This is a genomic window from Vogesella sp. AC12, from assembly GCF_024437575.1.
Classification (GTDB): Bacteria; Pseudomonadota; Gammaproteobacteria; order Burkholderiales; family Chromobacteriaceae; genus Vogesella; species Vogesella indigofera.
In genome coordinates this window covers 243887-267443 of sequence record NZ_JANFNU010000002.1, presented here as the reverse complement: position 1 = coordinate 267443, position 23557 = coordinate 243887, and the positions used below count along the sequence as shown (strand labels likewise).

General features: G+C 65.1%; 23 protein-coding genes and 1 tRNA gene. 19 read left to right on the top strand and 5 right to left on the bottom strand.

The window, feature by feature from the left end; all coding sequences use genetic code 11:
* The first annotated feature begins 128 nt into the window (after positions 1 to 128).
* Complete coding sequence (locus tag NOM55_RS05115; protein WP_255907763.1) at positions 129 to 2111, top strand: methyl-accepting chemotaxis protein; 1983 nt, start codon at positions 129 to 131, stop codon at positions 2109 to 2111.
* A 107-nt stretch (positions 2112 to 2218) separates the two neighbouring features.
* Here NOM55_RS05115 and NOM55_RS05110 read toward each other — a convergent pair whose 3' ends face one another.
* Together NOM55_RS05110 and NOM55_RS05105 are read right to left on the bottom strand one after the other, a co-directional pair.
* Positions 2219 to 2776: an adenine phosphoribosyltransferase gene (locus NOM55_RS05110; protein WP_047967779.1), complete on the bottom strand. Its 558-nt coding sequence runs from the start codon at positions 2774 to 2776 to the stop codon at positions 2219 to 2221.
* 12 nt (positions 2777 to 2788) lie between these two features.
* Positions 2789 to 4084: an NCS2 family permease gene (locus NOM55_RS05105; protein WP_047967780.1), complete on the bottom strand. Its 1296-nt coding sequence runs from the start codon at positions 4082 to 4084 to the stop codon at positions 2789 to 2791.
* A 164-nt stretch (positions 4085 to 4248) separates the two neighbouring features.
* Between NOM55_RS05105 and gmk the strand changes: the two genes are divergently transcribed.
* From gmk to NOM55_RS05050, 11 genes are all read left to right on the top strand, one after another.
* Entirely contained in the window at positions 4249 to 4875 is a 627-nt protein-coding gene (gene gmk / locus NOM55_RS05100; protein WP_255907762.1) for a guanylate kinase, read from the top strand.
* A gap of 66 nt (positions 4876 to 4941) precedes the next feature.
* The gene (gene rpoZ, locus NOM55_RS05095; protein ID WP_047967782.1) at positions 4942 to 5148 is read left to right on the top strand and encodes a DNA-directed RNA polymerase subunit omega; all 207 of its coding nucleotides are present in this window, start codon (positions 4942 to 4944) and stop codon (positions 5146 to 5148) included.
* An 8-nt stretch (positions 5149 to 5156) separates the two neighbouring features.
* Positions 5157 to 7319, top strand: coding sequence for a bifunctional (p)ppGpp synthetase/guanosine-3',5'-bis(diphosphate) 3'-pyrophosphohydrolase (locus tag NOM55_RS05090; protein ID WP_255907761.1), 2163 nt, complete (start codon positions 5157 to 5159; stop codon positions 7317 to 7319).
* 2 nt (positions 7320 to 7321) lie between these two features.
* Entirely contained in the window at positions 7322 to 7525 is a 204-nt protein-coding gene (gene thiS / locus NOM55_RS05085; protein ID WP_047967784.1) for a sulfur carrier protein ThiS, read from the top strand.
* 23 nt (positions 7526 to 7548) lie between these two features.
* The gene (locus NOM55_RS05080; RefSeq protein ID WP_047967785.1) at positions 7549 to 8343 is read left to right on the top strand and encodes a thiazole synthase; all 795 of its coding nucleotides are present in this window, start codon (positions 7549 to 7551) and stop codon (positions 8341 to 8343) included.
* Between the two features lie 129 nt (positions 8344 to 8472).
* Complete coding sequence (gene rpsU, locus NOM55_RS05075; protein WP_047967786.1) at positions 8473 to 8685, top strand: 30S ribosomal protein S21; 213 nt, start codon at positions 8473 to 8475, stop codon at positions 8683 to 8685.
* Positions 8686 to 8790: 105 nt separating this feature from the next.
* Positions 8791 to 9237: a GatB/YqeY domain-containing protein gene (locus NOM55_RS05070; protein ID WP_047967787.1), complete on the top strand. Its 447-nt coding sequence runs from the start codon at positions 8791 to 8793 to the stop codon at positions 9235 to 9237.
* A 10-nt stretch (positions 9238 to 9247) separates the two neighbouring features.
* Positions 9248 to 11053 (top strand): DNA primase, encoded by a 1806-nt coding sequence (dnaG, locus tag NOM55_RS05065; RefSeq protein WP_255907760.1) that lies wholly within the window; start codon positions 9248 to 9250, stop codon positions 11051 to 11053.
* A 57-nt stretch (positions 11054 to 11110) separates the two neighbouring features.
* Complete coding sequence (gene rpoD, locus NOM55_RS05060) at positions 11111 to 13039, top strand: RNA polymerase sigma factor RpoD (protein ID WP_047967789.1); 1929 nt, start codon at positions 11111 to 11113, stop codon at positions 13037 to 13039.
* Positions 13040 to 13069: 30 nt separating this feature from the next.
* A tRNA-Ile gene (locus tag NOM55_RS05055) sits at positions 13070 to 13146 on the top strand.
* Between the two features lie 266 nt (positions 13147 to 13412).
* Complete coding sequence (locus tag NOM55_RS05050) at positions 13413 to 14129, top strand: alpha/beta hydrolase (protein WP_255907759.1); 717 nt, start codon at positions 13413 to 13415, stop codon at positions 14127 to 14129.
* Between the two features lie 58 nt (positions 14130 to 14187).
* Here NOM55_RS05050 and NOM55_RS05045 read toward each other — a convergent pair whose 3' ends face one another.
* Positions 14188 to 15075, bottom strand: a complete 888-nt coding sequence (locus NOM55_RS05045) for a LysR substrate-binding domain-containing protein (protein ID WP_255907757.1) — start codon at positions 15073 to 15075, stop codon at positions 14188 to 14190.
* Positions 15076 to 15189: 114 nt separating this feature from the next.
* Here NOM55_RS05045 and NOM55_RS05040 point away from each other — a divergent pair, with 114 nt between their 5' ends.
* The 6 genes from NOM55_RS05040 (at position 15190) to NOM55_RS05015 (ending at position 21107) form a co-directional block, all read left to right on the top strand.
* Positions 15190 to 16350 carry a methionine aminotransferase gene (locus NOM55_RS05040; protein ID WP_255907756.1) on the top strand — a complete coding sequence of 387 codons (1161 nt, stop codon included), beginning with the start codon at positions 15190 to 15192 and terminating at the stop codon, positions 16348 to 16350.
* 8 nt (positions 16351 to 16358) lie between these two features.
* Positions 16359 to 17168 (top strand): carbon-nitrogen hydrolase family protein, encoded by an 810-nt coding sequence (locus NOM55_RS05035; RefSeq protein ID WP_255907916.1) that lies wholly within the window; start codon positions 16359 to 16361, stop codon positions 17166 to 17168.
* Between the two features lie 29 nt (positions 17169 to 17197).
* The gene (locus NOM55_RS05030) at positions 17198 to 17959 is read left to right on the top strand and encodes a transporter substrate-binding domain-containing protein (protein WP_047967793.1); all 762 of its coding nucleotides are present in this window, start codon (positions 17198 to 17200) and stop codon (positions 17957 to 17959) included.
* A 230-nt stretch (positions 17960 to 18189) separates the two neighbouring features.
* On the top strand, positions 18190 to 18954 hold the full coding sequence (locus NOM55_RS05025) for a transporter substrate-binding domain-containing protein (protein ID WP_047967794.1): 765 nt from the start codon (positions 18190 to 18192) through the stop codon (positions 18952 to 18954).
* Between the two features lie 190 nt (positions 18955 to 19144).
* Positions 19145 to 20284 (top strand): alanine racemase, encoded by a 1140-nt coding sequence (gene alr / locus NOM55_RS05020; protein WP_255907754.1) that lies wholly within the window; start codon positions 19145 to 19147, stop codon positions 20282 to 20284.
* The gene (locus NOM55_RS05015; protein ID WP_255907753.1) at positions 20244 to 21107 is read left to right on the top strand and encodes a LysR substrate-binding domain-containing protein; all 864 of its coding nucleotides are present in this window, start codon (positions 20244 to 20246) and stop codon (positions 21105 to 21107) included. Before alr ends, NOM55_RS05015 begins: the two co-directional genes overlap by 41 nt.
* A gap of 142 nt (positions 21108 to 21249) precedes the next feature.
* On the opposite strand, the gene NOM55_RS05010 is transcribed toward NOM55_RS05015, so the two are convergent.
* Positions 21250 to 22032: a class III extradiol ring-cleavage dioxygenase gene (locus tag NOM55_RS05010; protein ID WP_255907752.1), complete on the bottom strand. Its 783-nt coding sequence runs from the start codon at positions 22030 to 22032 to the stop codon at positions 21250 to 21252.
* A 68-nt stretch (positions 22033 to 22100) separates the two neighbouring features.
* On the bottom strand, positions 22101 to 22511 hold the full coding sequence (locus tag NOM55_RS05005) for a DoxX family protein (protein ID WP_047967809.1): 411 nt from the start codon (positions 22509 to 22511) through the stop codon (positions 22101 to 22103).
* Between the two features lie 121 nt (positions 22512 to 22632).
* On the opposite strand from NOM55_RS05005, the gene NOM55_RS05000 reads away from it, so the two are divergent.
* On the top strand, positions 22633 to 23538 hold the full coding sequence (locus NOM55_RS05000) for a LysR family transcriptional regulator (RefSeq protein ID WP_255907751.1): 906 nt from the start codon (positions 22633 to 22635) through the stop codon (positions 23536 to 23538).
* Positions 23539 to 23557: the final 19 nt, after the last annotated feature.

Sequence of the window (23557 nt, the reverse complement as noted above, 5' to 3'; positions counted from 1 at the left end):
GCACAAACGTCATTTGTCGCACGTTAATTTAAAATATTAAACACCCGTCGCTTTATCTTCCGCCCTGCCGCCGCCTATCATCAGCCGACCCGCACCACCACAACCACGCTGCAGCGACAAGGAAGATCATGTTCGACACCATCAAGGCCAAGCTGCTGGTCGGCACCGGCCTGCTCGTTCTCGGCGGCTTCAGCCTGATCATCGGCGTCAACGCCCACCTCTCCGCGCAACAGGCGGAACAGCACGTGCTGGCCGCCACCCGGCTGCTGGCCACCAACGAGGCCGCCAAGCTCAACCAGCGCCTGGAAGGCGCCTACACCACCGCCAAGGACCTCGCCGCCTACGCGCTGGTGCTCAAGCGCGGCGCGCCGGCCAACGCCCGCGCCCTTGCCGGCGCCCACACTCGCCTGTTGATGCAGACCAACCCGCAGGCCATCGGCGTGTTCCTCGGCTGGGAACCGAACGCGCTGGACGGCCGCGACAGCGAACTGGCCGGGCAACCGGAAAACGGCGCCAGCGGCCGCGCCGGCAGCTACTGGTTCCGCAAGGGCGGTCAGGAGGACGTGGTGTGGGGCTCGGAGGACACCGACGGCAGCGAGTACTACGACGGTCCGAAACACAGCCTGCAGCCGGTGCTGACCGAGCCGTACGAGGACCACGACATCAAGGTGCTGATGGCGACGCTGTCCTACCCCATCCTCGATAACGGCCGCTTTCTCGGCGTCGCCGGCATCGACTTCGGCCTGGTACAGCTGCAGGCCGTCGCCGCCGCGATCAGGCCCTACGGCAGCGGCTTCATGACCATCTACTCCAGCAAGGGCATGGTGCTCGGCGCTGGCGACAAGGCACTGGTCGGCAAGGCGGACCCGGGGCTGCCGGCGGCGGCGCGCCGCGCGATCCGCAGCGGCGCCAGCCTGCAGTACGTCGACGACGCGCAGGTACTGCACTACATCGAGCCGATGCGCGTCGGCAACATCCGCAACGCGTGGGCGGTGCGCATTTCGATCCCGCTGGACAGCGCGCTGGCCGACAGCCGCGCCGCCACCCGCGACACCATCCTGTTCAGCCTCGGCGCGCTGCTGCTGATCCTGCTGGTGCTCGCCGCGCTGCTGCGGCGGCTGACCACCCCGCTGACGCGGCTGCAGCAGGCACTGAGCGCGCTGGCCACCGGCGACGGCGACCTCACCCGCGAGCTGGCGATCCGCGGCCGCGACGAGATCGGCGCCTCCGCCGGTGCCTTCAACCGTTTCAGCCAGTCGCTGCGGCAGATGCTGCTGGAAGTGCGCGAACGGGTCGGCGCCGTGCACCACGCCACCCAGGCGCTGGCCGGCGAAACCGGCGACATCAGCACCCGCTCGCAGCAGCAGGCGGTGGCCGCCACCGCCACGGCCGCCGCCATCGAGCAGCTGTCGGTCAGCATCAGCCACATCGCCGACTCCGCCCGCGTCGCCGAAGGCAGCGTGCGCGAGGCCGGCCAGGAGGCGGAACAGGTTGCCGACAGCGTGCATGCCACCGCCAGCGGGATCTCGCGCATCGCCGACACCATCCGCCAGCTCAGCGGTGTGCTGGCCGGGCTGGAGCAGCGCTCCGGCCAGATCAGCCACGTGGTGCAGGTGATCCGGGACATCGCCGAGCAGACCAACCTGCTGGCGCTGAATGCGGCGATCGAGGCCGCCCGCGCCGGCGAACAGGGGCGCGGCTTTGCCGTGGTCGCCGACGAGGTGCGCAAGCTGGCGGAGCGCAGCGCCGGCGCCACCGTGGAAATCGCCGCCAGCATCCGCCAGGTGCAGGACGAGACCCGCAACGCCAACGACAGCATGAACGCCGCCATCCGCCAGGTGGAAACCGGGGTGCAGCAGGCGGAACGCGCCGCCGCTGCCATCTCCGGCATCCACCACCACAATCAGCAGGTGATGCGCACCGTGGCCGGCATCGCCAGCGCCACCGCCCAGCAGTCCAGCGCCAGCCACGACATCGCGCGCAATGTGGCGCAGATCCACGACATGATAGACGGCACCGACCAGTCGGTGCTGCACGCCACCCGCGCCACCGGACAGCTGCGCCAGCTGGCGGACGAGCTGCAGCAGCGCATCGAGCGCTTCAAGCTGTAATCGCACGCCAAGGTTGGCCGCAAGCCGTTGCGGCCAACCTTGGCCATGAAAAAACCGGCAGTCCCCCGCGAGGGACTGCCGGTTGTCGGCCCAGGCCGCAACGGCGCTCAGTGGCCGTCGAACGAGCACACCGTGAACAGCGGGATGTTCAGCTCGCGCATCAGCTCGCCGCCGCCCAGCTCCGGCAGCTCGATGATGCCGGCGGTCTCGACCACTTCCGCGCCGAGGCGCTGCAGCAGCTTGTAGCCGGCCATCATGGTGCCGCCGGTGGCGATCAGGTCGTCGATCAGCACCACGCGGTCGCCCGGCTTCACCGCGTCGGTATGCATCTCCACCGTGGCGTTGCCGTACTCCAGCTCGTACTCCTCGGCCACGGTGGTGAACGGCAGCTTGCCCTTCTTGCGGATCGGCACGAAGCCGACATTCAGCTCGTAGGCCAGCACCGAGCCAATGATGAAGCCGCGCGCGTCCAGCCCGGCCACCATGTCGATGCGCTCGCCCATGTAGCGGTGCACGAAGATGTCGATCAGCATGCGGAAGGTTTTCGGGTTCTGCAGCAGCGGCGTGATGTCGCGGAACATCACCCCTTCGCTCGGCCAGTTCGGTACGGTGCGGATCCAGCCCTTCAGGTAGCGGGAGTAATCCAGGTTGCTCAGGTTTTCCATCAATTCAAGGCCTTAGTGGAAGAATGCCAGTTTCACGACCCACAGTCCGGCAATCACCAGCACCGCCGGCTTCAGGTCGGCAAAGCGGCCGGCCAGGATCTTGATCACGGCATAGCTGATGAAGCCGAAGGCGATGCCGTCGGCAATGGAGAAGGTGAACGGCATCGCCACCGCGGTCATCACCGCCGGCGCCGATTCGGTCAGGTCGTCCCAGTCGATCTCGGCCAGGCCGCGCGTCATCAATACCGCGACGTAGCACAGCGCCGGCGCGGTGGCGTAGGCCGGCACCGTCTTCGCCAGTGGCGAGATCCACAGACAGGCGAGGAACAGGATCGCCACCACCAGCGCGGTGAGGCCGGTACGGCCACCGACGGCGGTGCCGGCTGCAGATTCAATATAGGCGGTGGTCGACGAGGTGCCCATTGCCGCGCCGGCGGTAATGGCGATCGAGTCGGCCATCAGCGCGCGCTTCAGCCGCGGCAGCTTGCCATCCTTGTCCAGCAGGCCGGCACGATGCGACACGCCGACCAGGGTGCCGGTGGTGTCGAACAGGTCGACAAAGAAGAACACGAAGATCACGCCCAAGAGGCCGGCGGACAACGCCCCCTCCAGATCCATCTGCATGAAGGTCGGCGCCATGCTCGGCACCGGCGCGAACAGGCCTTCGAAATTGGACAGCCCCAGTGTCACCGACAGCACCGTCACCGCCAGGATGCCGATGATGATGGAGCCCGGCACGCGGCGGTATTCCAGCGCCACGATGATGAAGAAGCCGAGGATGGCGAGCAGCACTTTCGGGTCGTGCAGGTTGCCCAGCGTCACCAGCGTGGCCGGATGATCGGCCACCACGCCTGCATTCTTCAGCGCGATGATGGCGAGGAACAGGCCGACCCCGGCGGAAATGGCGAACTTCAGCGACTGCGGAATGGCGTTGACGATCGCTTCACGCACCTTGAACAGGCTCACCGCCAGGAACACGATGCCGGAGATGAACACGGCGCCCAGCGCCGCCTGCCACGGCACGCCCATGCCCTGCACCACGGTGAAGGTGAAGTAGGCATTCAGGCCCATGCCCGGCGCCAGTGCGATCGGGTAATTGGCGACCAGCGCCATGATGCCGGTGCCCAGCGCCGCCGCAAGGCAGGTGGCCACGAAGACGGCATTGAAATCCATGCCGGTGAGCGACAAAATCGCCGGGTTGACGATGACGATGTAGGCCATGGTCAGGAAGGTGGTAAAGCCGGCGATGACCTCCGTTCTCACGTCGGTGCCGTGCTCTTTCAGCTTGAAAAAGCTTTCCAGCAGCATCTTGTTCTCCCTCAAATTACGCAGATAAGTTTCTGACAAAACGCGCGATTTTAACTGAAACGGTTGTTTCACGCTCGGCGAGATACACGGCTGCGCGGCACTTAACCAACAATGCCCCTTGTGGTATCCTGAAATATTATTTCCGATCGTTGGCAGGAAGCCTCATGTCGCAAACAAACGGCACGATTTTCATCGTGGTCGCCCCGTCCGGAGCCGGCAAAACCTCGCTGGTCAGCGCGCTGCTGCAAGCTGAGCCCAGTGTCGAACTCTCCGTGTCCTATACCACCCGCGCCCCGCGCCAGGGTGAAGAAAACGGCAAGCACTACCACTTTAGCGATCGCGCCACGTTCGAAAACATGATCGCCACCGGTGATTTCCTCGAGTACGCCGAGGTTTACGGCAACTACTACGGCACCAGCAAGCGCTGGCTGCGCGAAAGGTTGGCCGCAGGCCGCGACATCCTGCTGGAGATCGACTGGCAGGGAGCGCGCCAGGTGCGCGAGGTGTTCCCGGACGCGGTATCGGTGTTCATCCTGCCGCCGTCGATCGCGGTACTGGAAGCCCGCCTGCGCGGTCGCGCCACCGACAGCGAGGAGGTCATCGCCCGCCGCCTGTCCGAGGCGCGCGCCGAGATCGACCAGGTCGCCGAGTACGACTACCTGATCGTCAACGACGATTTCGAACAGGCGCGCCTGGATCTGATCAGCGTCATCCGCAGCCAGCGCTTGCGCAGCGAGCGGCAATGCCGTCACCATCAGGCAGCGATTGCCGCGATGCAGACGCCGGCCTGATACTTGCAGATCCGCTGCCACAACCCCATTATTTTTTGCACCACCTCACCAGGGAGACACCCATTCATGGCCCGCATTACTGTTGACGACTGCCTGGACCGTATCCAGAACCGCTTTGACCTGACCCTGGCCGCATCCTACCGCGCCCGCCAGGTTGCCTCCGGCGCCACCACCTTCGTGGAACAGGGCCGCAACAAGCCGACCGTGGTCGCGCTGCGCGAAATCGCCGCCGGCCACATCGGCCGCGAGATCCTGACCCGCAACAAGTCGTAAGCCGCAACATGAGCCAGGACAGCGCCGCCGAACACATCGACTACAACGCCCTCGTTGACGCCGAGGCGGCGGCCCTGTTCGACGCGGCCAACCAGTACCTGCGCCCGGAGGACGTGCAGCTGCTGCGGCAGGCGTTCGCCACCGCGCGCGAGGCACACGAGGGCCAGACCCGCAAGAGCGGCGAGCCCTACATCACCCACCCGCTGGCGGTGGCGGCGATGCTCACCGACTGGCGCCTCGATGCGCAAGGGTTGGCCGCCGCGCTGATGCACGACGTGCTGGAAGACACCGGTGTCAGCAAGCCGACGCTGAGCGAGAAGTTCGGCCGCACCATCGCCGACCTGGTCGACGGCCTGTCCAAGCTGGAACGGCTGGAATACCAGACCAAGGAATCGGCGCAGGCGGAGAACTTCCGCAAGATGGTGCTGGCGATGGCGCGCGACATCCGCGTCATCATCGTCAAGCTGGCCGACCGGCTCCACAATATGCGCACCCTCGACGCGATGCGCGAGGACAAGCGCCAGCGCATCGCGCTGGAAACGCTGGAAATCTATGCGCCGATCGCCAACCGCATCGGCCTGAACAAGGTCTATCGCGAACTGCAGGACCTGGCGTTCAAGCACCTGCACCCGCACCGCTACAGCGTGCTGTCCAAGGCGGTACGCGCCGCGCGCGGCAACCGCCGCGAAGTGGTCAACAAGATCCTGCAGGCCGTCACCCAGAAACTGGGCGAGGCCAATATCGAGGCCACCATCAAGGGCCGCGAGAAGAACCTGTACAGCATCTACAAGAAGATGCAGGAAAAGCACCTGTCGTTTTCCGAGGTGCTCGACATCTACGGCTTCCGCATCGTGGTCAAGGACAACGCCAGCTGCTACCTGACCCTGGGCGCGCTGCACAGCCTGTACAAGCCGATCCCCGGCAAGTTCAAGGACTACATCGCCATCCCCAAGGGCAACGGCTACCAGAGCCTGCACACCACCCTGTTCGGCCCCTACGGCACGCCGGTGGAAATGCAGATCCGTACCCAGGAGATGAACGCCGTCGCCGAGGCCGGCGTCGCCTCGCACTGGATGTACAAGTCTGGCGACGCCAGCATCGACGCCGCCAAGCAGCGCACCCACCAGTGGCTGCAGAGCATCCTCGACATGCAGGAAGAAAGCGAAGACGCGATCGAATTCCTGGAACACATCAAGATCGACCTGTTCCCGGACGAAGTCTACGTCTTCACCCCGAAGGGCAAGATCATGGTGCTGCCGCAAGGCTCCACCCCGGTCGACTTTGCCTACGCGGTACACACCGACATCGGCCACCGCTGCATCGCCGGCCGCGTCAACTTCAACCTGGTACCGCTGCGCACCGTGCTGCGCAACGGCGACACCGTCGAGATCATCACCTCGACCCAGGCCAAGCCCAACCCGTCGTGGCTCAATTTCGTGCAGAGCGGCCGCGCCCGTTCCGGCATCCGCAACTACCTGAAAACGCTGCAGCAGAAGGATGCTGTGCAGCTGGGCGAAAAGCTGCTGCGCCAGGCGGCCAGCGCGCTGTCGCCGACACCGCTGGACATCTCGCCGAAGCTGGAAGACAGCCTGCTGCACGCGCTGGGCGAACGCCAGCGCAGCTTCAACGACCTGCTGGCCGACATCGGCACCGGCAAACAGCTGGCGATCGTGATCGCGCGCAAGCTGTTCGAGCTGTCCGGCGAACAGCTGGGGCAGACCCCGGACGTCGGCCCGGTCACCATCCGCGGCAACGAGGGCGGCGCGGTGCAACTGTCCAGCTGCTGCAACCCGATCCCTGGTGACGCCATCATCGGCGCGATCAGCAAGGGCCAGGGACTGCTGGTACACCGCAAGGGCTGCGGCAATGCCGCGCGCATCGACCCGGAAAAGCTGCTGGAAGTGAACTGGGAGCCGCAGAAGGACCGCATGTTCGGCGTCAACATCAGCGTGCTGGCGCACAACCAGCGCGGTGCGCTGGCCGAAATCGCCGCCGCCATCTCGCAGGCCTCGGCCAACATCGAAACGGTCGACACCCAGGAAAACCACGGTGGCGACGGCTTCATCCACATCCACTTCCGCCTGCAGGTCGACAACCTGACCCATCTGGAAAACGTGCTGACCGCGATCCAGCAGGTCAATGTCGTGCAGCAGGCCGAACGACGCCAATAACCATGACCACGCTCATCATCAATGGCGAGACGCGCCAGTTTGACGAGATCGGCACGCTGGACGCGCTGATCGACACCCTCGCCCTGCGCGGCAAGCGCATCGCCATCGAACACAATGGCGAAATCGTGCCGCGCAGCCAGCATGCGCACACCCGGCTGAGCGATGGCGACACGCTGGAAGTCGTCGTTGCCGTTGGCGGCGGCTAACCTACCCCAAGGAGAAAGATACCGTGCAGGACGCTCTGACCATTGCAGGAAAATCCTATCAATCGCGACTGCTGGTAGGCACCGGCAAATACCGGGATTTCCAGCAGACCGCCGACGCTCTGGATGCCTCCGGCTGCGAAATCGTCACCGTCGCCATCCGCCGCGTCAACCTGGGACAGACTGCCGGCGAACCGAACCTGCTGGACTTTTTGCCGAAAAACCGGTATACACTGCTGCCCAACACGGCGGGCTGCTACTCGGCAGACGATGCCGTGCGCACGCTGCGCCTGGCGCGCGAACTGCTGGACGACCACCGCCTGGTGAAGCTGGAAGTGCTGGGCGACCCGAACAATCTGTATCCCAATATGCGCGAAACCCTGAAAGCCGCGGAAACGCTGGTGAAGGAAGGTTTCGATGTCATGGTGTACACCTCGGATGATCCGATTGCCGCACGCGAGCTGGAACAGATCGGCTGCTGCGCCATCATGCCGCTGGCCAGCCTGATCGGCTCCGGCATGGGCATCCTCAATCCGTGGAACCTGCAACTGATCATCGAACAGGCCAATGTGCCCGTTCTGGTCGATGCCGGCGTCGGCACCGCATCCGATGCCGCCATCGGTATGGAATTAGGCTGTGACGGTGTGTTGATGAACACCGCCATCGCCGCAGCACAAGACCCCGTGCGTATGGCACGGGCAATGAAACTTGCTGTCGAAGCAGGCCGCGAAGCCCATCTGGCGGGCCGCATGCCTCGACGCTTTTATTCGGCGACTCCGTCTTCGCCACTCGAGGGGGTGATTTCTTCCCGCAAGGGATGATGCATTCAGGCACACAAATACCCTTTGCCCTGCATCAGGCTTTTACAAAAGCTACGACGTTGTTTACAATACTCATTTTCCTCGGGGCGGTTTTACGCCTCAAGCCAAGATTTTAAGGACCTTCGCTAAATGCCGAATATTCGCGTTAAAGAGAACGAGCCGTTCGAAGTTGCCATGCGTCGCTTCAAGCGCGCGATCGAAAAAACCGGTCTGCTGACCGAACTGCGTGCTCGTGAGTTCTACGAAAAGCCAACTGCAGAACGCAAGCGCAAGAAAGCGGCTGCCGTTAAGCGCCACTACAAGCGCATCCGCAGCCAGATGCTGCCACCGAAGCTGTACTAAGCTTCCCGGTTGTACGCATGAAGACCGCAGGCCTGTCCTGCGGTTTTGCCATTTATACGTTGGCCGCATGCGGCCAACGTTTCCCCCTCAAGTACGGACACGATCATGAGCCTGAAAGCACGCATCCAAGACGACATGAAATCGGCGATGAAAGCCCGCGAAACCGAACGCCTGGCCGCCATCCGCCTGCTGATGGCCGCGATCAAGCAAAAGGAAGTCGACGAGCGTATCGAGCTGGACGACGCCGCCATCACCGCGGTGGTCGACAAGATGCTGAAACAGCGCCGTGACTCGATCAGCCAGTACGAAGCCGCCCAGCGCCAAGACCTGGCCGACAAGGAAAAGGCGGAAATGGCGGTGCTGATGGCCTACCTCCCGCAGCAGCTGAGCGAGGCCGAGATCGACACCATGATCGAAGGCGCCATCCTCAGCAGCGGTGCCGCCGGCATGCAGGATATGGGCAAGGTGATGGCGCTACTGAAGCCGCACATGGCCGGCCGTGCCGACATGGCCGCCGTCTCCGCCCGCATCAAGGCAAAGCTGGCAGGCTGATCCCCGCCGGATGATCCCGCAGGATTTCATAGACCAGTTGCTGTCCCGCGTCGACATCGTCGACGTGGTGGATCGTTACGTCCCGCTGAAAAAGGCAGGCCAGAACTACATGGCCTGCTGCCCGTTCCACAAGGAAAAATCGCCGTCCTTCACCGTCAGCCCCAGCAAGCAGTTCTACCACTGCTTCGGCTGCGGCGCGCACGGCTCCGCCATCGGCTTCGTGATGGAGTACCAGGGGCTGCCGTTTGTCGACGCGGTGAAGATGCTGGCCGAAGGCATCGGCCTGCCGGTGCCGGAAGAGCGTGCGGCCAACCCCGAGGCCAGTCGCGCGGCGCGCGAGAAGAAGCTGTCGCTGGAAGACGCGCTGGAACAGGCCGCCCGCTACTACAAGCAGCAGCTGAAACAGGCGCCGGTCGCCATCGACTACCTGAAGAGCCGCGGCCTGACCGGCGAAGTCGCCGCCCGCTTTGCCCTGGGCTACGCCCCGGACAACCGGCAGAACCTGGCCAGCGTGTTTCCCGAATACCTGAGCCCGGTGCTGGCCGAGTGCGGGCTGGTCATCGATGCCGAGGACGGCGGCCGCCGCTATGACCGCTTCCGCGAACGGGTGATGTTCCCGATCCGCAACCAGCGCGGCGGCATCATCGGTTTCGGCGGCCGCATCCTGTCGAAAGACAAGGCGCCCAATGCGCCGAAGTACCTGAACTCGCCGGAAACGCCGCTGTTCGAAAAGGGCCGCGAGCTGTACGGCCTGTACGAGGCGCGCCAGGCGATCCGCGACGCGAATGCCGTGCTGGTAGTGGAAGGCTATATGGACGTGGTGGCGCTGGCACAGTACGGCGTGGCGTACGCGGTGGCCACCCTCGGCACCGCCACCACCGGCGAACACGTGCGCAAGCTGCTGCGCCACGCCGACCACGTCTACTTCTGCTTTGACGGCGACAAGGCCGGGCAGAAGGCGGCGTGGCGGGCGCTGGAAAACAGCCTGCCGCAGCTGGTCGACGGCAAGGCACTGCACTTCCTGTTCCTGCCGCAAGAGCACGACCCCGACAGCTACATCCGCGAGTTCGGCCGCGAGGCCTTCGAAGCCGCGCTGAAAGAACAAAGCGTGCCGCTGTCGGCGTATTTCACCCAGGAGCTGACCTCCCGCGTCGACATGAGTACCCCGGAAGGGCGTGCCGACCTGGTCCGTCAGGCCAAGCCCCTGTTGGAACAGATTGCCGCCCCCACCTTGGGCTATATCATTAAAAAAAGGCTGGCCGAACTGGCCGGCATGGATGTCGACGAATTTGACATGCTCACCGGACACAGCCGTCCGGAGCGCAAGGGGCGACGCGATTACCAGCTACCTGAACAGTCGAACCGCCCCGGCAGCAGCTCGATGGTGCGCAAGCAGATCAAGTGGCTATTGATGAACCCCGCGTGGGCGCACGATGTCCTAGTAAGTGACAATCGGCCCTACGAAAACGAGATGGCCACCCTGGTGGCCATCGTGGAAGCAATACAGGCCAGTGACAGCGAACTGACGACAGCACGACTGGCAGAATTTTTCCGGCACAGCCCACACGAGCTCACGATCGACTCCGTCCTGTTGGACACCATGCGCGAACCGGAAGAATTCTCCAACCCGGATCAGAACGACCGCGAAAACTTCCGGCTGGGCTTTATCCGCCTGACCGACCGTTACGACGACGACCTGATCTCCGGCCTGTCGGCCAAAGGCTACGAACACCTGAGCAGCGAGGAGTTACAACTGCTGCGTACCCTGCTTGCAAGGAAGCTGGCGCCCTCCGGCGCGGCCCCCCGCAACGGGTGATACCGGGTTGTGATATAATCAATTGTTTTTTTCGGCTTTTTTTGAGCAGGAAACCAAATGGCGGCTTCTCCCGACATCAAGAAACAGAATAACGAACCGGCAACCGAGCCAATGAGCATCGAAGAACAGCGCAAGCGGCTTCGTATGCTCATTGCCTTGGGCAAAGAGCGTGGCTATCTCACCTACGCCGAGATCAACGACCACCTGCCCGAGGACGTCTCCGACACCGAGCAGATCGAGAACATCGTCACCATGATTGGCGGCCTGGGCATCCAGGTCTATGACGAGGCACCGGACGCAGAAACCCTGCTGATGTCCGATTCGACGCCGGCGGTGGCCGATGAAGACGCGGTGGAAGAAGCGGAAGCCGCGCTGTCGTCCGTGGACGCCGAATTCGGCCGTACCACCGACCCGGTGCGCATGTACATGCGCGAAATGGGTTCGGTCGAGCTGCTGACGCGCGAGGGCGAAATCGTCATCGCCAAGCGTATCGAAGAAGGCCTGAAGAACATGATTCAGGCCATCTCGGCATGCCCGGGCTCCGTGGCGCAGGTACTCGGCCTGATCGCCAAGGTTGAAGCCGGCGAGATGCGCATCGACGAGATCATCGAAGGCATCATCGACCCGAACGCCGAAGAAGCCACCGAAGAAGTCCCGTTCGCCGAGCCGGCCTCCGACGAGGAACTGGACGAGGATGAAGAGGAAGAAAGCGAAGAGGACGAAGAAGCCAACCAGGCACGCATCAACGAAGCCAATCTGGAAGAGTTGAAGCAGCAGGCACTGGCCCACTTCGCCGAAGTCCGCACCCTCTACGACCAGCTGCTGAAAACGCTGGCCAAGCACGGCTTTGGCAGCAAACAGTACAACGAGGTGCAGGACGCGATTTCCGCGCAGTTCATGCTGGTGCGCTTCTCCACCCGCCAGATCGAGAGCCTGTGCGAGAGCCTGCGCAGCAGCGTCAACGACATCCGCAAGCTGGAACGCGAAATCCTAGACATCTGTGTCAGCCGTGTGCGCATGGACCGCAAGCACTTCGTCAGCCAGTTCCCGGGCAACGAGTGCAACCTGGACTGGGTCGAGCGCGAAATCGCGGCCGGCAAGCCCTGGTCCGACGTGCTGTCGCGCTTCAAGTACGCGATCATCGAGAAGCAGAGCAAGATCGCCGAGCTGCAGACGCTGTCGATGCTGACCATCAACGAGCTGAAGGAAATCAATCGCCAGATGTCGTCCGGCGAGACCAAAGCTCGCCTCGCCAAGCGCGAAATGATCGAGGCCAACCTGCGTCTGGTAATCTCCATCGCCAAGAAGTACACCAACCGCGGCCTGCAGTTCCTCGACCTGATCCAGGAAGGCAACATCGGCCTGATGAAGGCGGTGGACAAGTTCGAATACCGTCGCGGCTACAAGTTCTCGACCTACGCCACCTGGTGGATCCGTCAGGCGATTACCCGCTCCATCGCCGACCAGGCACGTACCATCCGCATTCCGGTGCACATGATCGAAACCATCAACAAGATGAATCGTATCAGCCGTCAGATCCTGCAGGAAACCGGTCGCGAACCCGACCCGGCCGAACTGGCAGAGAAGATGGAAATGCCGGAAGACAAGATCCGCAAGATCATGAAGATTTCCAAAGAGCCGATCTCGATGGAAACTCCGATTGGTGACGATGACGACTCCCATCTGGGCGACTTCATCGAGGATTCGGTCACCGTGGCACCGGCGGAAGCGGCGATGTACTCCAGCCTGCGCGATGCGACCAAGGAAGTGCTGGACTCGCTGACCCCGCGTGAAGCCAAGGTCCTGCGCATGCGTTTCGGTATCGACATGAATACCGACCACACGCTGGAAGAAGTCGGCAAGCAGTTTGACGTGACGCGCGAGCGGATTCGCCAGATCGAAGCCAAGGCGCTGCGCAAGCTGCGCCACCCGACCCGTTCCGAGCGCCTGCGCAGCTTCCTCGACAACGAGCCGGGCAACCAGTAAGCCAATATCCTGCTATAATGGCCGCCGTTTGGGCCTTTAGCTCAGTTGGTTAGAGCAGAGGACTCATAATCCTTTGGTCGCGGGTTCGAGCCCCGCAGGGCCCACCACAAGAAATCAAGGACTTACAGATCACTCTGTAAGTCCTTTTTCTTTGTTGCCCGCAACAGCAGCGCTGCCCTGCTCCACCATCCGGGCAACACCAGCCACGCGATGAACACGCCCCCTCCCCCGCGGCAGCCACTCGGCCGCAGTTCGATTCTTTCCTGTATGGCAATAATCCGTTTCGTCCATCGCTGTTTATCCCTGGCCAGTCCGGCCGCAGAATCGGGGTCATCCGCCAGCAATGGCGCCGCCGTTTAGCCGAGGAACACCAATGCACAGCCAGCCCCCCCACCAGCCCCTTTTTTCACAGCAGCCATCGGCACTGCGCCAGGATGCCGCCTCCGGTCTGCACTACCGCGTGCTGTCGGCCGACACGGCCACCGCGCCGCAACTGTTGCTGCTGCTGTTGCATGGCGTCGGTGGCAACGAGGGGCAGCTGGCCGCGCTCGGGCAACAGCTGGATGCCCGGGTTCGGGTGGTGCTGGTGCAGGCGCCGCTGGTTTTCGGTCCCGGCCAGTTCGGCTGGTTCCAGGTCAGCTTTGGCGCGCAAGGGCCGTCGATCAACCCGGTGCAGGCGGAAGCCAGCCGCCAGCAGCTGCAGCGGCTGGTGGCCAGCCTGCAGGCGGAATGCGGGCTGGGCGCCGCGCAGACGGTCATCGCCGGCTTCAGCCAGGGCGGCATCATGAGCGCCGGGCTGGCGCTGACCTCATCGCAGCTGGTCGGCGGCTTCGGCCTGCTGTCCGGCCGCATCCTGCCGGAAATCGCGCCGCTGCTGGCCGCGCCGCAGGACCTGGCGACGCTGGCCGGCTTCATCTCGCACGGCGAGTTCGACGACAAGCTGCCGCTGGCGTGGGCAGAAAAAGCCGAACGCTGGCTGAGCGAGCTGGGCGTGCCGCACCAGCTGCAGCGCTACCCGGCCGGCCACCAGCTGACCGCGGCGATGGTGCAGGATTTCTGCCACTGGCTGGCCGCGCGCTGGCTGCACTGAGCCGTCTGCCGGCCATGAGCAGACGCCATGCTGCCATCGCGGCGTTAGCGGGGAGGATTCAGGCCACCGGCGCGATGCGTTGCCGGAACCACTGCTGCAGCCGCAGCGCCGCGGCCGACGGCGCCTGTTCCGGCAGCAGCAGTACATAGCCGTAGCCACTGTCCAGACAGCTGGCGAACGGCGCGATCGCCTGCCCGCTTTTCAGTTCTTCCGCCAGCAGGGTGACGTCGCCGAGGGTGACGCCGAAGCCCTGCAGTGCCGCATTCATCGCCTGGTCCAGGGTGTCGAACACGGTGCCGGCCATCAGCGCCGGCTGCCGCTCACCGTTGGCCTGCAGCCATTGCCGCCAGTCGCGACGATCGGCAGACGGGTGCAAGAGCGGATAGGCGGCCAGCGCCGCCGGGCTGTCCAACTTGCGGCCAACCTGTGCCAGCAAGGACGGCGCCAGCACCGGCGTCAGCCGCTCGGCGAACAGCACCACGCCGCGCTCGCCGGCGGCCGCCAGCGGCCGGTAGACGATGGCCAGGTCGTAGTTCTCGCGGGCAAAGTCGATGTCGTGGGCGTGCACGCCGCTGAGCTGCACGCTGATCTCCGGCGCATCGTCGGCAAAAGCGCGCAACTGCTGCAATAACCAGCGCGCGATGCAGCTGGGCGCCTTCAGCCGTAACGGCGCGCTGGCTGCCGCCGCCTCCGCCACCCCCTTGTCGAGCAGGCCCAGCGCCTGCTGCACGTAACCGAGCAGGCACTCGCCCTGCACCGACAGTTTCAGGCTGCGCGCGTAGCGGTGGAACAGCGGGTAGCCCAGGTGCGCCTCCAGCTGCGCCATCTGCTTGCTGACCGCGCCCTGGGTCAGGCACAGCTCGTCGGCGGCGCGGGTGAAGCTCTGGTGACGGGCGGCGGCCTCGAACAGCGACAAGGCGTACAGCGGCAGATTGCGGCGCGACATCGCGGCCTCCATGACTGAAAAATTCTCAGCCATAACATGCCGATAAATCGTTTGTCGCACAAGGGGCAGTGGCGTTCAATGGACGCCAGATACCACAACCGGCCCCCACAGATCATGCACAACTCCGTCACCGTCCCCTCCAAGCTGCCGCACGTCGGCACCACCATCTTCACCGTGATCGGCCAGCTGGCCGCCAAACACCAGGCCATCAACCTGTCGCAGGGCGCGCCCAACTTCCCGTGCAGCGCCGATCTGGTGCGCTATGCACACGAGGCGATGCAGGCCGGCCACAACCAGTACGCACCGATGAGCGGGCTGCCGCTGCTGCGCGAGGCGATCGCCGCCAAGGTGGAGACGCTGTACGGCCAGCGCTACGACGTCGACGACGAGGTGACGGTGATGGCCAGCGCCAGCGAGGCGCTGTTCTCCAGCATCGCCGCGCTGGTACATCCCGGCGACGAGGTGATCGTGTTCGAGCCGGCGTTCGACAGCTACATCCCGATGATCGAGCTGCAGGGCGCCACCCCGGTGGTGATCAAGCTGGCGGCGCCGGAGTTCACCATCCCGTGGGACGAGGTCGCCGCCCGCATCACGCCGCGCACGCGCATGATCCTGCTCAACACCCCGCACAACCCGACCGGCACCGTGCTGTCTGACACCGACATCGCCCGGCTGGAGGCACTCACCGAGGGCAGCAACATCATCATCCTGTCCGACGAGGTGTACGAGCACGTGGTGTTCGACGGCGCGCTGCACCACAGCATGAGCCGCCACCCCAAGTTGGCCGCACGCTCGGTGGTGGTGACCTCGTTTGGCAAGACCTTCCACGTCACCGGCTGGCGCGTCGGCTACTGCCTGGCGCCCAGGGTGCTGATGGACGAGATCCGCAAGGTGCACCAGTTCGCGATGTTCGCCGCCGACACCCCGATGCAGTACGCGCTGGCGCGGCTGATGGCGGAGCCGGCGCACTACCTCGGCCTGTCCGATTTTTATCAGCACAAGCGCGACCTGCTGAGCCGGGCGCTGGCGGCGTCACCACTGAAGCTGATCCCGAGCCAGGGCAGCTTCTTCATGCTGGCCAGCTTCGGCCACCTGACGGACGACAGCGACAGCGACTTCGTGCAGCGCCTGATCGTCGAGCACGGCGTGGCCACCATCCCGGTGTCGGCGTTCTACCGCGACGGCACCGACCAGCGCGTGATCCGCCTGTCCTTCGCCAAGGACGACGTCACCCTGCTCGCCGGCGCCGAGCGCCTGTGCCGGATCGGAGGCTGAGCATGGCGATGCAGAAACTGACCGCCGCCGCCATCCAGATGGTGTCCGGCGACGACCTTGCGGCCAACCTTGAACGGGCCGAGGCGCTGCTGGCCGAGGCCGCGGCGCAGGGCGCGCAGTTCGTCGCGCTGCCGGAGTACTTCTACCTGATGCCGGAGGACGAGCGCGCGCGGCTGAGCATTGCCGAGCCGTTCGGCGCCGGTCCGCTGCAGCAAAGGTTGGCCGCCGCCGCCGCCCACCACGGCGTCTGGCTGCTGGCCGGCACCCTGCCGTTGGCGGGCACGCAGCCGGGGCGCTTCTGCAACAGCAGCCTGTTGTTCGGTCCGCAGGGACAGTGCGCGGCGCGCTACGACAAGACCCATTTGTTCGGCTTCGACGACGGCCGCGAACGCTACGCCGAGGCCGACACCATGCAGGCCGGCGACAGCGTCGTCAGCGCCGCCACGCCGTGGGGGCCGACGCGGCTGTCGGTGTGCTACGACCTGCGCTTCCCCGAGCTATACCGCCAGGCGCCGGCCCCGGTGCTGATCACCGCGCCGGCGGCGTTCACCCACACCACCGGCCTCGCGCACTGGGAACTGTTGCTGCGCGCACGGGCGGTGGAAAACCTCGCCTTCGTGGTGGCGCCCGGCCAGGGCGGCGTCCACCCCGGCGGCAAACGCACCTTCGGCCACAGCATGATCGTCGACCCGTGGGGGCAGGTACTGGCCTGCCACGCCGAGGGCGAGGGCATCGCGCTGGCGACACTCGATTTCACCGGGCAACAGACCTGGCGCAGCTGCCTGCCGGCGCTGCAACACCGTCGTTTCATTGGATAAGCACCATCAAAGCGTCTCAAGGAGAAAACATGAAACTCAAGCACCTGATCCTGACTGCCAGCCTGCTGGCCCCGTTCGCCAGCCACGCCGCCGAGCCGCTGCGCATTGCCACCGACGCCACCTACCCGCCGTTCGAGTATGTCGACGCCAGCGGCAAGGTCGCCGGCTTCGAGGTCGACTTCGCCTACGCGCTGTGCAAGGCGATGGCCACGCCGTGCGAGGTGGTCAACCAGCCGTGGGACGGGCTGATCCCCGGCCTGCAGGCGAAGAAGTACGACGCGATCATGTCGTCGATGAACATCACCGACAAGCGCCGCCAGGTGGTGGACTTCAGCAAGGTGTACTACCTGATGCAGAACCGCTTTGTGGCGCGCAAGGGCACCCAGCTGACCGCCGATCTCAAGGACAAGGTGATCGCGGTGCAGACCGGCACGCCACAGGACAGCTACGTGACCCAGTACTTCAAGGCCGCCAGCGTGAAACGCTATGTCAACGCGCAGGACCCGATGCTGGAGCTGACATCCGGCCGCGCCGACTTCACCTTCGGCAACACCGTGCAGCTGCAGAAGGGCTTCCTCGATACCGCGGCGGGCAAGGCGTTTGCCTTTACCGGGCCGGTATTCGACGGGCGCAAGGACAAGATCCTCGGCGAAGGCGTGGCGGTGGCGCTGCGCAAGCAGGACGGCGAGCTGAAACAGCGCCTCAACAAGGCCATCGACCAGGTCAAGGCCAGCGGCGAGTACGCGGCGCTGCTGAAGAAGCACCAGCTGGACGGCCTGCTGGAAGACTAAGCCGCCCCGCCTACCCCCCGACAACACCGGCCGCGCGCCGGTGTTTTGCCGTCTGCGGCCAACGTTGGCCGCAAGCTGCAGCTACCGCGCTCAAACGCAGTGCAGCATGAATTTCTCTCATGCACCGATCGCCATAAATCATTTGTTCCGCAGCCGCCAGATCATTAGCCTGATTTCAACGGCACCGGCACCGCCGCCAACACCAAACCAAGAAACAATCGGAGATCACCATGAACTGCAACAAAGTCCTCGCGCTGTCCCTGTTGTGCTCCCTGCCGCTGCTGGCCAATGCCCAGACCGTGCGCATCGTTACCGACGTCAGCTACCCGCCGTTCTCCAAGGTCAACCCGGACGGCAGCATCGTCGGCTTCGATCCGGACATCGCCCGTGCCATCTGCACCGAGGCCAAGCTGCAGTGCGAAGTCAGCACCATGGACTTCGACGGCATCATTCCGGCGGTGCAGGCCAAGAAATACGACCTGGCCATCGCCTCGATGAACATCACCCCGGAGCGCGCCAAGGCGGTCGACTTCAGCGACATGTACTTCAACATCCCCGGCCGCCTGATCGCCAAGTCCGGCACCAAGATCGACGACAAGTGGTTCAAGGGCAAGACCATCGGCGTGCTGCGTACCTCTGTACAGCGCGAGGAAGCCACCGCCAAGTGGGTACCGAAGGGCGTCAAGCTGAAGCTGTACGGCAAGGTCACCGACAGCTTTCTTGACCTCAGCAACCAGCGCCTGGACGCGGTCTACCTCGACGCCAACGTCGGCGACGAGGACTTCCTGAAGAAACCGATGGGCAAGGGCTATTCCTTTGTCGGCCCGGTATACAACGATCCGAAGTACTACATGGGCTCCGGCATCGCCGTGCAGAAGGGCAACAAGGAGCTGCTGGCCAAGGTGAACACCGCGCTGAAGAAGATCATCGACAACGGCACCTACAAGCAGGTGCAGAACAAGTACTTCAGCTACGACATCTACCCGTTCAAGTAAGAGCGTGTTCACGATCTGGCGCGCCCACGCGAGACAAGGCGAAAACGGCTGAGGAAGCGGCATTTATCCAGACATAAACCGCATGCCGAAGCCGTACTCACCGCGTAGCGTTTCACGAAGCGCAGCGAATCGTGATGATTTTTACTGAACCGACCGCCGGGGCGCCCTGCCCCGGCACGAAAGACCCGCCATGACCCGCACCGCCTACGCCGAAATCAACCTCCCCGCCCTGCGCCACAACTACGCCATCGCCAAACGGCAGCTGCCCGGCACCCGGGTGTGGGCGGTGGTGAAATCCAACGGCTACGGCCACGGCCTGCTGCGCGTGGCGCAGGCGCTGCCGGACGCCGACGGCTTTGCGCTGATCAACCTCGACGACGCCATCGCGCTGCGCCACGCCGGCATCCACGCGCCGATCCTGCTGCTGGAAGGCGCCATCGAGGCGCGCGAGCTGGACGAGGCGCACGCCTGGCAGCTGGACGTGGTGCTGCGCTCCGAGCACCAGCTGCAGTGGCTGCGTGCCTGCGGCCTGCCGCTGCGGGTGTGGGTCAAGGTCAATACCGGCATGAACCGCTTCGGCTTCGTGCCGGAGCGCGCGATCGAGGTGGTGCAGCAATTGCAGCAGGACGGCATCTGCGAGGTGGCCGGGCTGATGACGCACTTCGCCTGCGCCGACGATCTGGCGATCCGGCTGGATGCGCCGTGGCAGCGCTTCATGCAGGTGGTCACCACCACCGGGCTGCCGTTTACCGCGGCCAACAGTGCCGCCACCCTGCGCGCGCCGCTGACCCACGGCGCCGCGGTGCGCCTGGGCGGCCTGCTGTACAACAACAACCCGTTCTACCCCGACACCAGCCTGTGGCCGGCCGGTATCCTGCCGGCGATGCGCTTTGCCGCGCGCATCGTGCACATCGGCGAGCTGGCCGCCGGCGACAGCATCGGCTACGGCGCCGCGTTTACCGCCGAGAAGCCGATGCGCATCGGCATCGTCGGCGCCGGCTACGGCGACGGCTACCCGCGCGCGGCACCCAGCGGCACCCCGGTGCTGGTGAACGGCCAGCGCGTGCCGCTGGTCGGGCGCGTGGCGATGAACGTGCTGGCGATCGACCTGTCCGCGCAGCCGCAGGTGGGCATCGGCGACGAGGTCACGCTGTGGGGCGACCCGGCGCTGAGCTGCGACGAGATCGCCTGGCGCTGCGGCACCATCAGCGAAGAATTGCAGTGCGCATTGACGAGCCGGCTGCCGATACGGCAGATTGTGGCGGATAGCCACCCGCGTCCGCTGCCCGATGACCAAACTGCCCCCGCTCAATGCCTTGCGTATCTTTGAGGCTGTTGCCCGCCTGCAAAGCTTCACCAAAGCCGCCGACACGCTGTACCTGACGCAAAGTGCGGTCAGCCACCAGGTGCGCAACCTGGAAGAACACTTCGGTTTTCCGCTGCTGGTTCGCAGCCAGCGTGGCATCACGCTGACGCCGGAGGGCGCCACGCTGCAGCACGGCCTGCACGAGGCGATCCAGAAAATCAGCGAAACCTGCGAACAACTCAACCAACGCCAGCACAGCATCCGCATCAAGTCGCCGCCGTCGATCGCGGTGCGCTGGCTGGTGCCGCAGCTGCAGCATTTCAAGGAACAGTTTCCCGATCTCGACATCAGCGTCAGCACGGTGTGGGAAGAGAAGCCCGCCTTCGACTGGGGGCTGTTCGACATGGCGATCCAGTACGGCGACGGCAACTGGCCGGGAGTCAGCGTGCAGCTGCTGCACCAGGAGGTGCTGACCCCGGTAGCGGCGCCGTCGCTGCTGGGCGGCGCGCTGACACTGGCCGAGGACGCACTGGCGCAGTATCCGCTGATCCACACCAGCCGCGACCGTCACGACTGGCAGCTGTGGCTGGCGGCACCGTGGCCGAAGGGACAGAAGGAATTGCTGTTCGACGCCGACGTGATGGGCATCGAGGCGGCGCGGCACGGGCTGGGCATCGCGCTGGTCGATCCGCTGATCGTGCAGGACGCGCTGCGCGACGGCAGCCTGGTCACCCCCTGCCCGCGCAGCGTGCGCAGCGGCAAGGGCTACTACCTGGTGCTGCCGCCGCACGACCGCCACCTGCGCCGGGTGCAGCCACTGGTGCAGTGGCTGCAGCAGGCGATCTGACTCGGCGCTGTTCTGCCGTGCTTTGTTGATACCCGTTAAATACCATCCAGGAATGCGCGTTCAGCACGGCTAAACGCCGCTTCCCCCAGCCGTTTCCGCGGGTCTTGCGCTAGCCCGCGAGACCGCGCACACGCGCTAAAACTCAGGCCGCCGCACCGTCAAACGCCCAGGCGTCCATCGCCAGCGCCCCCAGCTCGATGCCGCGGTGCAGGCTGCGGCCAACCTTGCCCTTGGCCGCGCCAAGGGCAAAGAACAGCGGCAGCAGGTGTTCGTCGCTGGGGTGGTTCTGCTTGGCAAACGGCACCCGCGCCTCCCAGTCCAGCAAGGCCTCGATATCGTTGTCCAGCAGGCGCTGCGCCATCCAGTCGGCAAACGCCTTCGCCCACGGCTGCTCCGGACCCCCGGCGCGCGACAGCTCGTACAGATTGTGCGTCATGCTGCCGGAGCCGATGATCAGCACCCCCTGCTCGGCCAGTTGCGCCAGCGCCAGCCCCAGCTGGTAGTGCGCGCGCGCGTCCTGTCGCGGCAGGGTACTAAGGGTGATCACCGGGATGTCGGCCTGCGGATACATCGCCAGCAGCGGCACCCACGCGCCGTGATCCAGCCCCTCGGCGCCGTCGTGACGGGCATCGATGCCCGCCGCCGCCAGCAGCGCCATCGCCTCGGCCAGCACCTTGTCGTCGCCCGCCGCCGGATACTGCAACTTGTACAGCTCGCGCGGGAAGCCGCCGAAATCATGCACCGTGCCCCAGCGCGGGCTGCTGCCCAGCAGCGGCTGCAGCGCGAGGTAGTGCGCGGACATCATCAGGATGGCGCGTGGCCGCGGCAGGCTGTCGGCGTGAGCGCGCCATACCGCCGGTGCCGGCGAGCCGTTGATCAGCACATCCGGACCGCCATGGGACAGAAACAAGGGAGCGAAGAACATGGTGCGTTACCTGTAGCAAGGGCGGCGCCACACTGGCACCGCCGTCGGGATCATCGTGATGGGCTGAATCAGCCTTTTTTGTAGCCGACCGGCTTCAGCGCCGCGGCACCGTCACCGAGCAGCACCTGCACGACGGCCGCCACCACCAGGAAGGCCGGATATTCCCAGCCACCGCCCTGATTGCTAAACACCCAGCCGTTGCCGCCGTGGCCGAGTACACCGGCGCCGATCAGCAGTGGAATCAGGGCCAGCGCCACCGGACGGGTGGCCACCCCCAGCAGCAGCAGCACGCCGCCACCCAGCTCGGCGGCGATGGTGAGGTAGGCGAAGATCGCCGGCAGCCCCAGCGAGGCGAAGTAGCCGACGGTGCCGGCCGGGGTGAACACGAACAGTTTCAGCGCGCCGTGCGCAACGAACATCAGGCCCAGTGCCAGACGCAGGATCAGGGCGGCGTAAGGAGCGGTACGTTGGTCGATCATGATGGTTTCCTTCGGGTGGGTGTGGCGCCACGCGCTGTGGCGATGACTGCATTAAACACCTTGCCAGAGCGCGAATAAACGGCTATTCATGCAATGAATTGCTAACTATAAAGAAACAATCATGGATAAGCTGGTGGCCTTACGGGTGTTTCACAGCATTCACGACAGCGGCAGCTTCGTCGCCGCGGCGGCGCGGCTGGAGATGTCCACCGCCATGGTCAGCAAATACCTCGGCGCGCTGGAACAGGAGCTGGGCACCCGCCTGATCCAGCGCACCACGCGGCGGCTGGCGTTCACCGAGGCCGGGCTGGACTACGCGCGGCGCACCGCGCTGGTGCTGGCGCAGCTGGAAGAAGCCGACGCCGCCGCGATGCAGCAGAGCGTGGAGGCACGCGGCACGCTGCGCATGGCGGCGCCGCTGTCCTTCGGCATGCGCTATCTGGGCGAGTGGCTGGCCGAGCTGCGCTGCCGCCACCCTCTGCTGCAGGTGGAGCTGGAGCTGTCCGATCGCCAGGTCGATCTGGTGGAGGACGGCTTCGACCTCGCGCTGCGCATCAGCACCCAGCCGCTGGGCGGCGGCCTGATCGCGCGGCCGCTGGGGCGCATCGACATGCTGCTGTGCGCGGCACCGTCCTACCTTGCGGCCAACCCTGCGCCGCAAACGCCGGCCGACCTCGCCCGCCACAGCTGCCTGCGCTACCAGCAGGGCAACCAGCCGCAGGTGTGGCGCTTCTGGCACGGCGACGAGGAAATCGCGGTGGCGGTGGACGGCCCGCTGCAGAGCAACAACGGCGACGTGCTGGTCAGCGCCGCGGTGGCCGGCATGGGCATCCTGCAGCAGCCGCGCTTCCTGCTGGAGGACGCACTGCAGCGCGGCCAGCTGCAGCCGCTTCTCGCCGACTACCGCACCCGCAGCGCCGAGGTGTACGTGGTGTACCCGGCGCGGCGCTACCTGCCGATGAAGGTGCGGGTGCTGATCGAGCTGCTGCAGGACATGCTGGCGCGACTGGCACCGGCCGCGCGCTGACACGCTGCGCCAGCGCGCC

Bases quoted from the DNA above. Each gene is read 5' to 3' on its own strand.
- NOM55_RS05010 (WP_255907752.1), bottom strand. From the start codon at position 22,032: ATGTTCTTCGCTCCCTTGTTTCTGTCCCATGGCGGTCCGGATGTGCTG.
- NOM55_RS05035 (WP_255907916.1), top strand. From the start codon at position 16,359: ATGCAGAAACTGACCGCCGCCGCCATCCAGATGGTGTCCGGCGACGAC.
- NOM55_RS05110 (WP_047967779.1), bottom strand. From the start codon at position 2,776: ATGGAAAACCTGAGCAACCTGGATTACTCCCGCTACCTGAAGGGCTGG.
- rpoD (WP_047967789.1), top strand. From the start codon at position 11,111: ATGGCGGCTTCTCCCGACATCAAGAAACAGAATAACGAACCGGCAACC.
- NOM55_RS05040 (WP_255907756.1), top strand. From the start codon at position 15,190: ATGCACAACTCCGTCACCGTCCCCTCCAAGCTGCCGCACGTCGGCACC.
- NOM55_RS05005 (WP_047967809.1), bottom strand. From the start codon at position 22,511: ATGATCGACCAACGTACCGCTCCTTACGCCGCCCTGATCCTGCGTCTG.
- gmk (WP_255907762.1), top strand. From the start codon at position 4,249: ATGTCGCAAACAAACGGCACGATTTTCATCGTGGTCGCCCCGTCCGGA.
- NOM55_RS05115 (WP_255907763.1), top strand. From the start codon at position 129: ATGTTCGACACCATCAAGGCCAAGCTGCTGGTCGGCACCGGCCTGCTC.
- NOM55_RS05105 (WP_047967780.1), bottom strand. From the start codon at position 4,084: ATGCTGCTGGAAAGCTTTTTCAAGCTGAAAGAGCACGGCACCGACGTG.
- NOM55_RS05015 (WP_255907753.1), top strand. From the start codon at position 20,244: ATGACCAAACTGCCCCCGCTCAATGCCTTGCGTATCTTTGAGGCTGTT.
- dnaG (WP_255907760.1), top strand. From the start codon at position 9,248: ATGATCCCGCAGGATTTCATAGACCAGTTGCTGTCCCGCGTCGACATC.
- thiS (WP_047967784.1), top strand. From the start codon at position 7,322: ATGACCACGCTCATCATCAATGGCGAGACGCGCCAGTTTGACGAGATC.
- NOM55_RS05050 (WP_255907759.1), top strand. From the start codon at position 13,413: ATGCACAGCCAGCCCCCCCACCAGCCCCTTTTTTCACAGCAGCCATCG.
- NOM55_RS05090 (WP_255907761.1), top strand. From the start codon at position 5,157: ATGAGCCAGGACAGCGCCGCCGAACACATCGACTACAACGCCCTCGTT.
- NOM55_RS05025 (WP_047967794.1), top strand. From the start codon at position 18,190: ATGAACTGCAACAAAGTCCTCGCGCTGTCCCTGTTGTGCTCCCTGCCG.
- NOM55_RS05070 (WP_047967787.1), top strand. From the start codon at position 8,791: ATGAGCCTGAAAGCACGCATCCAAGACGACATGAAATCGGCGATGAAA.
- rpoZ (WP_047967782.1), top strand. From the start codon at position 4,942: ATGGCCCGCATTACTGTTGACGACTGCCTGGACCGTATCCAGAACCGC.
- rpsU (WP_047967786.1), top strand. From the start codon at position 8,473: ATGCCGAATATTCGCGTTAAAGAGAACGAGCCGTTCGAAGTTGCCATG.
- alr (WP_255907754.1), top strand. From the start codon at position 19,145: ATGACCCGCACCGCCTACGCCGAAATCAACCTCCCCGCCCTGCGCCAC.
- NOM55_RS05030 (WP_047967793.1), top strand. From the start codon at position 17,198: ATGAAACTCAAGCACCTGATCCTGACTGCCAGCCTGCTGGCCCCGTTC.
- NOM55_RS05000 (WP_255907751.1), top strand. From the start codon at position 22,633: ATGGATAAGCTGGTGGCCTTACGGGTGTTTCACAGCATTCACGACAGC.
- NOM55_RS05045 (WP_255907757.1), bottom strand. From the start codon at position 15,075: ATGTCGCGCCGCAATCTGCCGCTGTACGCCTTGTCGCTGTTCGAGGCC.